Source organism: Streptomyces monomycini, assembly GCF_022271435.1.
GTDB classification, from domain to species: Bacteria; Actinomycetota; Actinomycetes; order Streptomycetales; family Streptomycetaceae; genus Streptomyces; species Streptomyces monomycini.
Window position 1 is genome coordinate 93,517 of the sequence record NZ_JAFIQY010000031.1, and the last position, 9,785, is coordinate 103,301.

A 9,785-nucleotide genomic window follows, 5' to 3' on the forward strand; every position below is an offset into this window, starting at 1 on the left:
GGACCGGGCGTACGGTGGCCGGCGCCCGGCCTAACAGCCCCCGCCCCGGCGCCCCGCCTACTCCGTACGCAGCCCGTCCGGCCGCATCAGCCGCCACAGCAGCGGCAGGCTGAGCGCGGTCACCGTGAGGACCACCGCCCCGGCCGTACCGGCGAGGGCGGCGATGCCCGGCCAGTCCGGCAGCATCGGCTTGTGCACCAGGTGCAGCAGCAGGAGACCGGCCGACAGGCCGCAGCCGACCGCGAGGGCCAGGCCGAGGACGACGGGTATGGCGGTCTGCCACAGCACCGACCGGCCGAGCGTGCGGCGCGGTGTGCCGAAGGCGTCCAGGGCCGACAACAACAGCCGTCGCTCGCGCAGTTGTTCCAGTACGGAGATGAGCAGGCCGGCCCCGATGAGGCACAGCACCCCCACCGCACCGGCCTGGAGCGCCGCGCGGACGATGTCGTACAGCTCGGGTTGCCGCTCGCTGCTCCTGGTGGAGGTGTCCCACAGAGGCATGGCTTGCAGGCGCGGGTCGGTCTGCGCCGCCGTGTTGCGTACGTACTCGACGGCTTCCGGCCGGTCGGGGTCGAGGTGGACCTCGAACTCGGTGGAGGGAGACCGCAGCAGCGCGGGGTCCAGGGCGCCGGGCGTAGCGAGGAGGTTGGCCTCGTGCAGGGAGAAGAAGTTGGGGAGCGTGTCGACGGTGCGTACGGTGCGCGGAACCGTCCAGGCGGCCGGACGGTTTCCGGCGTCCGGGGAGACGGCCAGCCGGGTGCCGGGACGGGGGACCGGGGGTGCGTCGGCGGCGAGCAGGCCGGTTTCCGTGCCGTCCTCCCGGGAGACTTTGGGAGGGGCGTAGAACGTGTCGCCGTCGACACACCGGTCGGTACGGACCATCTGGCGCAGCGCGTCGCAGTCGGCCACGACCAGCCGGTAGCGCACGGGGTAGGACTCCTCGTCCGGGGCGCCCCCCGCGGGTGCCCGGTGCCCCTCGGACGGCAGCGGCCCCGCATAGCTGAGCAGCGCGCCGTACACGCTCCGCACGCCCCTGGTCTCCCGCAGCCGCTCGAACATCCCGGGAGCGCCGGCCACCGGCAGCTCCCCGTCCCGGTCCGCGACCACCATCTGGTGCTCGCGGGGCGCCGGGAGCGGGTCCGGCAGCTCGTTGGTCTGGACGCCGGCCAGCAGCAGCTGCACCGCGACGACACCGGCGACCGCCACCGTGATGCCGCTGACCGAGCGCGCCGCCGCGGTGGTGCTCAGCTGGAGCCGCCGCACGGCCAGCTGCCACGACGGCCCGCCGCCCGCGCCGAGCCGGGAGACCACCGCGTCCAGCAGCCACGGCAGCAGCGCCGCGACACCCAGCAGGAGCAGCGAGGTGCCCGCGACCACCTGGGCCGCGGCCCAGACGCCCACCATCGCCACGCCGCCGACCGCCATGGGCCACAGCAGCGCGGCACCCGCGACGGGCAGCAGCAGCCGCCACCACAGGCGCCGGCGCACCGGCGGCGCCGAGCGCGTCACCCCGAGCGGTTCGACCGTGATCCGGCGCATCGTCAGCAGGGCGACCCCCACCGAGCAGGCGGGGACGGCCAGCGCGACGAGGGCGGCCAGCCGCCAGTCGGGTACGACGTCGGAGGGGAAGACCCCGAAGTCCAGCACCCGTATCCCCGACAGCGGATAACGGGCGGCCAGGAAGACGGCGGCGCCGATGAGCAGGCCCAGCAGCGCCCCGGCCAGCGCCTCGCCGGCCGCGATGCGCCGGGTGGTGGCACGGTCGGTGCCCACCAGCCGCAGCGCCGCCAGCCGCCGGTCCCGGCGCTCCCCGCCGAAGCGCACGGCGGCGGCGATGAACACGGCCACGGGCACCAGCAGAGCCACGCTGCCGACGAGGACCGACAGCAGCAGCTGGGGATCGGTGGCGGGGAAGGCGGCCTCGGGACCGCCGCCGAAGGAGGTGATCCGCGTGGTGCCCGCGCGGACACCGGTGAGCCGGTCGGACCCCTGGTAGTACGCCAGTTCGTCCGGGCCGGTCAGTCCCTCGGCGCCGATCCGTCCCACCGTACGGACGCCCCGGAAACGGTCGCGCAGGTCCGCGCCGTCCGAGGAGGCCAGCAGGTCCGCGAGGGCGGGCGAGACGACCATCTCGCCGGGCCCCGGCAGGCGCGGCACACCGGGCGGGGTGGCGGGCCGGTCCCCGTCCGGGCGCACCAGGCGCCCGCGGACGGACCGGTCCCGGTAGGCGGTGTCGGTCTGGGCGACCAGCAGCGTGCGGTCGGTGGCGGCGGTCGAGCGGGGGCTGAACGTGTCGGAGCGGGCCTGGTCGCGGGCGACGGCGGTGGACACGGCGTGCGGGACGGCGGCGGCGGTCAGCAGGACCGCGACGCCCAGCCCCACGCCGAGCGCGGTCAGCGCCGTACGGATCCATCCCTCGCGCCCGCCGCCGACCGCGAACCGCACGCCCATGCCGAGGTCACGGCACCAGCGCCCGACCAGGTGCCGTCGGTCCTTCTCCACCTGCGTTCACTCCGTCCGTAGGCCGTCCGGCCGCATCATGCGCCACAGCGGCGGCAGACTGGCCACCGTCACCAGCAGGATCACCCCGGCTCCGGCGCCCGCCATCGCCGCCACCACCGGCCAGTCCACGAACACCGCGCTGTCGATCAGCCACAGCAGCAGCGAGCCCAGGGCCAGCCCGCTCCCGACGGCGAGCACCAGGCCCAGCGCGACGGGGATCGCGGTCTGCCACAGGACGGACCAGCCCAGCGTGCGGCGCCGGGTGCCGAACGCGTCCAGCACCGACAGCAGCCGCCGGTGCTCGTACAGCTGCTCCACGGTGGAGATCACCAGGCCCGCGCCGATCAGCAGCAGGGTGACCACCGCGCCGAGGAACAGGCCGGTGCGCAGGCTGTCGTACTGCCCGTCGTGCCGGTTCTCGGCCAGCGAGACCACGGCCATCGACGGGTTGATGCGCGCCGCCGCGGTACGGATGCGCTCCACCGCGTCCGGTGCGGCGGGGTCGTAGCGGACCGTCAGGTGCAGCAGGGGGCGGTGCATCCGGTGCACGTCCACCGCGGACGGGGTGATCAGGATGCCGCGGGCGGGCAGGCCGTCGTCGGCGGTCTTCGCGCGGACGGTACGGGTCGTGGCGGGCAGCGTCCACACCTGCGGCGGGCGGGTGGGGCGGAAGCCCTCGGGCGGGTCGAGGTTGAGCCGGGCGCCCGGTGTGGCGAAGGTGTCGTCCGGGAGGTTGTCGGTGCGGAAGACGTCACCGTCCCGGCAGGAGCCGATCTCGGCGAGCCGGGCCAGCCCGGCGCAGTCGGCGACGGTGGCGAACACGCCGTCCACCATGCGGAAGTCGCTGCCCTCCATCAGCCGGCCCGGGTCGCCCGCGGCCGACACCGAGGATTCGAGCGCGCCGTCCGCCCGGCTGACCCCTTCGGTGCCGCGCAGCACCGCGAGCGCCTGCCGGGTCTGCTCCCAGCCCTCCGTGCCCCCGGTCATCTCGACCACCGGGCGGCCGTTGCGGGCGTAGCTCGCGGCGAACCCGGCCTGCATCCCGGTGAAGGTCATGTGGACGGCGATGGCCCCGGCGACCGCGACGGTGATGCCGGCGACCGCGCGGGTGGCCGCCCCGCTGTGCAGCTGGAGCCGCCGGGTGGCCAGCTGCCAGGGCACCGGGCCGCCGTGCAGCCGCCGCACCACCGCGTCGACCAGCCACGGCAGCAGCGCCGTGACGCCGAGCAGCAGCAGGGTCGCGCCGACGGCGAGCCGGGTGGTGTTCAGCGCGCTGTCCACCTGGCCGGCGTCCCGGGAGACGGTCAGCAGCAGCCCGGCCCCGGCCAGCGGCACCAGCGGCCGCCACCACAGCCGGCGCCGGACGGGCGGCCGGCTGCGTACGACACCCAGCGGCTCGACCGTCACCCCGCGCTGCGCGAACAGCGTCACCAGGACGGCGGCGGACGGCACCAGCACCGCGATCAGCGCGGCCAGCACCGGGTCCGGGGTGATGTCCGAGGGGAAGACGTTGATGTCCCACAGGGTCACCAGCGAGGCGAACTGCCGTCCGCCGAGGAAGAACCCGGCGCCCAGCACCAGGCCCGCCAGCGAGCCGAGCAGCGTCTCCCCGGCGGCGATCCGCCGGGTCGTGCGGATGTCGGCGCCGACCAGGCGCAGCGCGGCGAGCCGCAGTTCGCGGCGTTCGTTGCCGAACCGTACGGAGGTGCCGATGAAGACCATGACCGGCGTCAGCAGCGCCACGCACGTCATGATGACCAGCACCACCGCGGGGGCCCGCAGCGGGCGCTGGACGAACTCCAGCCCGAAGTGGTCGATGCGGTCGGCGCCGAGCCGTTCGTCCAGTGCGGAGCTGCCCGCGAGGAAGGTCAGTTCGGCCGGCCCCTGGAGCCCGGCGTCGCCGACGGTGCCCACGACGCGGTACGGGAGCCGTTCGCGCAGCGCCGTACCGTCGGGCGAGTCCAGCAGCTCCTTGAGGCGAGGGGAGACCAGCATGGTCCCCGGGGCGGGGAGCGCGGCGACGCCCGGCGGCTTCGGCGGGTGCTTCCCGTCGGGTTCGACGAGTCGGCCGCGGATGTTCTGGTGGTGGTACCGGGTGTCGGCGTGGGCGTACAGCAGCGTGTCGTCGGCGGGGCGCGGCGGGTTCGCCTGGCCCAGGTTCTCGCGGGCCTTCTCCCGGCCGTGCCAGGAGTCGATCAGGGACGGCACGGACGAGCCGAGCAGCAGGACGGCGACGCCGAGACCGACGCCGACGGCGGTCAGCGCCGTACGGATCCAGCCCTCCCGGCCGCCGCCCGCGGCGAAGCGCAGCCCGGTGACGAGGTCGCGGGCCCAGACGGCGGGCCCGGCGGGAGGTGAGCCGGAGACGGCCGCCTCCCCGGGGGCGGCCGACGGGCCGCCGGGACCTGCGGGGCCGTTCCTGGTACGCGGGCCGAGCAGCGTCATCCGATGGTGCCGATCGGGGCAGCGGTCCTGCCCGGACCGGGTGCGGCGGGGGCGGCGGGCGGAGTCACCGCAGGCCCGCCAGCATGTCCTTCACCTTGCCGTCGCGGACGACGATCTCGCGGTCGGAGTAGGCGGCGACCCGGGCCTCGTGGGTGACCAGGACGACGGCGGCGTTGGTGTCCCGGGCGGCGTCCGTGAGCAGGGTCATCACGCGTTCGCCGTTGAGGGAGTCGAGGGCGCCGGTGGGTTCGTCGGCGAAGATCACGCGGGGCCGGGCGGCGAGGGCGCGGGCCACCGCGACGCGCTGGCCCTGCCCGCCGGAGACCTCGCCGGGCCGCTTGCCGCCGGTGTCCTCGACCTCCAGGCGCTCCAGCCACTCACGGGCGTGCCGCTGCGCCTCCTTGCGCTTGACGCCGTTCAGGCGCAGCGGGAGGGCGACGTTCTCCAGGCAGGTCAGTTCGGGGACGAGCTGGCCGAATTGGAAGACGAAGCCGAAGTCGGCGCGGCGCAGGGCGCTGCGCTGGGCGTCGTTCATCCCCGTCACCTCGTGGTCGCCGTAACGGACCGTGCCGGAGTCCGGCAGGACGATGCCCGCCAGGCAGTGCAGCAGGGTCGACTTGCCGGAGCCGGACGGGCCCATGACGGCGACGACCTCGCCGGGGTGGATGGAGAAGTCCACCCCGTCCAGCGCGTGCGTCTGTCCGAACGACTTGTGCAGGGCCTCGGCGACCAGCAGCGAACCCGCGGGCGTCACCGGCCGATCACCGCGGCCAGTTTGTCCAGGCGGGCGGCGGTCAGCTCCAGCCAGCGCAGGTCGGCTTCCAGGTGGAACAGGGCGTGGTCGCAGATGAGCTGGTCGGCGAGGTCGCCCTTGCGCTTGCGCTCGGTCAGGCCGCGCATCAGGCGCAGGTGCTCGGTGCGCTGGGTGTCGAGCAGCTCGGCGGCGTCCCGCTCGGTGAGCAGGGCCAGGACCACCTTCGTGTAGAGCGTGGACTGGAGGTACGGTTCGGGCTTCTCGGGGCGGGCCAGCCACTGGGCGACGTCGGTGACGCCGGCGTCCGTGATGGCGTACCGCTTGCGCTCCGGACCCGCGCCCGCCTCGACGCCGTCCACCTCGACGAGGCCGTTCTTCAGCAGGCGGGACATGGTCGAGTAGACCTGTCCGTAGTGCAGCGGGCGGTCGTGGCCGAAGTGCTCGTCGAACGCCCGCTTCAGGTCGTAGCCATGGCGGGGCCCGGATTCCAGGAGGCCCAGAAGCGTATGACCGATTGACATGCCGACCACCTTACTTCGTCGCTACAGCCGTGGTGTATACGCGTCGTGCATAGCGTCGCCGTGCCCCGGGGCCCGTGGCGGGCCCCGGGACACGGCGGTGCCGGATCACTCCGAACGCAGCCCGTCCGCGCGCATCATCCGCCACAGCGGCGGCATGCTGAGCAGCGTCACGAGCAGGATCAGACCGGCGCCGAACAGCGGCAGCGGCCAGACCACCGACCATGCGACGCCGGTCTTGTCCGCCAGACTCAGCAGCACCCGGCCGAGCCCGAGACCGCCGGCCACCGCGAGCGCCAGGCCGAGGACCATCGGGACGGCGGTCTGCCACAGCACGGACCAGGCGAGGGTGCCGCGCCGGGTGCCGAAGGCCACCAGGACCGACAGCAGGCGGCGGCGTTCGCGCAGCTGCTCCAGGGTGGTGACCAGCATGCTGGCGGCGATCAGCGTCATGGTGGCGACGGAAGCGATCAGCAGGCCGTTGCGCACGCTGACGAAGCGCCGGTCGTCGGTGGTGTCCGTGAGCTGGAAGACGCTGGCCGTCACGTCGAAACGGGCCGCGGTGTTGCGCGCGTGCTCGGCGGCGTCCGGGACGGACGGGTCCAGCCGCACCATGGCCTTGGTCGTGGGGTCGTCCAGCTTCTTGATGTCGACCGCGCCCATGGTGGCGTACAGGCCGGTGGCGTGCTCGCCGGTCGGGTCGGGCCGGCCCTGGACGGGGCGGATCGTCCGGGGCAGGGTCCACCGGCTGGGCTTGCCCTTGATCTTGCCGTCGTCGTCGAAGCCGTTGAGCAGCACCTGGGCGCCGGGACGGACGACCTTGGGCAGGTCCTCGTCCACGAACGCGTCGGGACCGCTGCCCTTGATCACGAAGACGTCGCCGTCCTTGCACGGGCCGGGCCGGCTGACCTCCTGCAGCGTCTCGCAGGTGCCGACCGTGACCGAGGTGTTCAGCGGATAGCCGCCCTCGCCGCGCTCCGGGCCGGGGGAGGAGACCCGCGACGCGATGGTCGCGATGACGCCGCTGACGCCCTGGGTGTGCTCGAACGCGTCGATCATCTTCTGCGTCGTGGCGCCGTCGCGGGCGGGCAGCATCGCCTGCATCTGCGCACGGGACGTGTCCTGTCCGGTGTCCTTGGTGAAGTCCTCTCCGACCGCGAAGAACAGCATTTGCAGGGCGATGGCACCGGCCACGGCGACCGTGATGCCGCTGACCGCGCGGGCCGCGCTGCTGCTGCTCAGCTGGAGCCGGCGGGCCGCCAGCTGCCAGGGGACCGGGCCGCCCTTGAAGCGCGCCACGACCGCCTCCACCAGCCAGGGCAGCAGCATGGTCAGGCCCAGCAGCGTCAGTGCCGCGCCGCCGGCGATCGCGTACGTGTTGACGGACCCCGACTCCTTGTCGACCGTCCCGAACATCGCCAGCAGCACCAGCCCGACGACCGGGATCGGCAGCCGCCACCACAGGCGCCGGCGGCGCGGTACCGCGCTGCGGACGACGCCCAGCGGCTCGATGGCGATGCCGCGCAGCGCCAGGAGCGTCACGACGACGGCCGACGCCGGTACGGCCAGCAGGATCAGGACGGCCAGGGCGGGCACCGGCGACAGGTCGGTGGGGAAGGCGTTGAGGCTGCTGATGTCGACCGCGCCGATGAACTGCCGGCCGAACAGGAACAGCCCGGCGCCGACGACCAGCCCGAACAGCGAGCCGAGCAGGGCCTCCCCGGCGGCGATCCGGCGCACCATGTGGTTGTCCGCGCCCACCAGACGCAGCGCGGCCAGCCGCCGGTCGCGGCGCTCGCCGCCGAAGCGGACGGCGGTGGCGATGAAGATGGCCACCGGCATCAGCAGGACGACGCAGCCGATCAGGATCAGGACCAGCAGGATGGGATCCATGTCGGAGGACCGGAGCTGCCATCCGTAGGCGGAGGCGCGGCTGGTGCCGCTGTCCTTCAGGGACAGCTGGTCGCTGCCCGCGTAGTAGTAGTGCTCGCTGGGACCGATCACGCCCGCTTGGCCGATGGTGCCGACCACGCGGTAGGGGAGCCGGTCGTGCAGCAGCCTGCCGTCCGGGGAGTCCAGCAGCTTCTTCAGCGAGGGGGAGACGACCGCCTCGCCCGGACCGGGCATCGAGTCCACGCCGGGCGGCAGCACCGGGTGGCCGCCGTCCGGACGCAGCAGGACGCCGTCCACGCTCTCGCCGCGGAACTGGGAGCCCACGCGGTGGAAGAGGAAGGAGCTGTCGGAGGGCTTCGGCGGCTGCTCTCCGAACTGAAGGTTCCGCGCGTTGCTGCGCTCGGTGCGGTTGCCCAGCAGGCTCGGTACGGAGGAGGCGCCCAGCAGCAGGGCCACGCCCAGGCCGACACCGACGGCGGTCAGCAGCGTACGGGTCCAGCCCTCGCGGCCGCTGCCGACCGCGAAGCGCATCCCCATGACGAGGTCGCGGAACCAGACGGCGATCCCGGCCGGTGCCTTGGCCCGGGACTCCTCCTGGTCCGTGGGGCCGGGGCGGTTCTCGACGGCGGTCATACGGTGCCCGCCATTTCCCGGGCCTGCCCGTCGCGGACGACGATCTCGCGGTCGGAGTAGGCGGCGACCCGGGCCTCGTGGGTGACCAGGACGACGGCGGCGTTGGTGTCCCGGGCCGCCTCGGTCAGCAGGGTCATCACACGCTCGCCGTTGAGGCTGTCGAGGGCGCCGGTGGGCTCGTCGGCGAAGATCACGCGGGGCCGGGCGGCGAGGGCGCGGGCCACCGCGACGCGCTGGCCCTGGCCGCCGGAGACCTCGCCGGGCCGTTTGGCCGCCACCGCGCCGACCTCCAGCCGCTCCAGCCACTCCTGGGAGCGCTGCTCGGCCTCCTTGCGCTTGGTGCCGTTCAGACGCAGCGGCAGGGCCACGTTCTCCAGGCAGGTCAGTTCGGGGACGAGCTGGCCGAACTGGAAGACGAAGCCGAAGTCGGCGCGGCGCAGGGCGCTGCGCTGGGCGTCGCTCATCTGCGTCAGGTCGCGCGAGCCGTACAGGACGCTGCCGGAGTCCGGGCGGACGATCCCGGCCAGGCAGTGCAGCAGGGTCGACTTGCCGGAGCCGGACGGGCCCATGACGGCGACGACCTCGCCGGGGTGGATGGAGAACTCGGCGCCGTCGAGCGCGTTGGTCGAGCCGTACGCCTTGTACAGCGCGCTGGCCTTGAGCAGGGAACCGGCCGGGGTCATACGAGGGCCTCCGGAAGTGCGGACGGGGACGGTCCGGGCGGCGGGGACGGGGCTCCGCCGGCGGGAGCGGTGCGGGGGCCGGGTACGGCGCCCGGAGAGCTTCCCGGCAGGACGTGTCCGCCACTCTACATGGTGTGTATACCTGTGGTGTATACCCACGCCGGAAGCGGCCGGAGGCCAGGCCCGCGTACGGACCGGGCCTCCGGCACCCCTCGTGTTCACCCGCCCGGACTGGCTGCTTCCGGTTCCGGCGGCTCCGGCTCCCCGCCGTCCGCCGCGCCCGCCGCGCCCGCCGTGCCTGCCGGGCCCTCCGGCCCGGCGGCCTTCGGCGGCCGCCCCCGGCGCGGCAGCCCGCCC

6 protein-coding genes are annotated in these 9,785 nt (G+C 74.3%); all 6 read right to left on the reverse strand.

The features are described 5' to 3' along the window. Nucleotides 1-57: 57 nt before the first annotated feature. The 6 genes from JXZ78_RS28470 to JXZ78_RS28495 all read right to left on the reverse strand — a co-directional run bounded on the left by JXZ78_RS28470 (nucleotide 58) and on the right by JXZ78_RS28495 (nucleotide 9,428). Entirely contained in the window at nucleotides 58-2,451 is a 2,394-nt protein-coding gene (locus tag JXZ78_RS28470; RefSeq protein WP_030020696.1) for an FtsX-like permease family protein, read from the reverse strand. Between the two features lie 57 nt (nucleotides 2,452-2,508). Next, nucleotides 2,509-4,947, reverse strand: coding sequence for an ABC transporter permease (locus tag JXZ78_RS28475; RefSeq protein WP_030020697.1), 2,439 nt, complete (start codon nucleotides 4,945-4,947; stop codon nucleotides 2,509-2,511). A gap of 64 nt (nucleotides 4,948-5,011) precedes the next feature. After that, on the reverse strand, nucleotides 5,012-5,701 hold the full coding sequence (locus tag JXZ78_RS28480) for an ABC transporter ATP-binding protein (RefSeq protein WP_238783435.1): 690 nt from the start codon (nucleotides 5,699-5,701) through the stop codon (nucleotides 5,012-5,014). Further along, nucleotides 5,698-6,222, reverse strand: a complete 525-nt coding sequence (locus JXZ78_RS28485; RefSeq protein ID WP_030020700.1) for a PadR family transcriptional regulator — start codon at nucleotides 6,220-6,222, stop codon at nucleotides 5,698-5,700. The genes JXZ78_RS28480 and JXZ78_RS28485 overlap by 4 nt, the downstream gene beginning before the upstream one ends. A gap of 105 nt (nucleotides 6,223-6,327) precedes the next feature. Beyond that, complete coding sequence (locus JXZ78_RS28490) at nucleotides 6,328-8,745, reverse strand: ABC transporter permease (protein WP_078624320.1); 2,418 nt, start codon at nucleotides 8,743-8,745, stop codon at nucleotides 6,328-6,330. Further along, entirely contained in the window at nucleotides 8,742-9,428 is a 687-nt protein-coding gene (locus JXZ78_RS28495) for an ABC transporter ATP-binding protein (RefSeq protein WP_238783436.1), read from the reverse strand. Before JXZ78_RS28495 ends, JXZ78_RS28490 begins: the two co-directional genes overlap by 4 nt. Nucleotides 9,429-9,785: the final 357 nt, after the last annotated feature.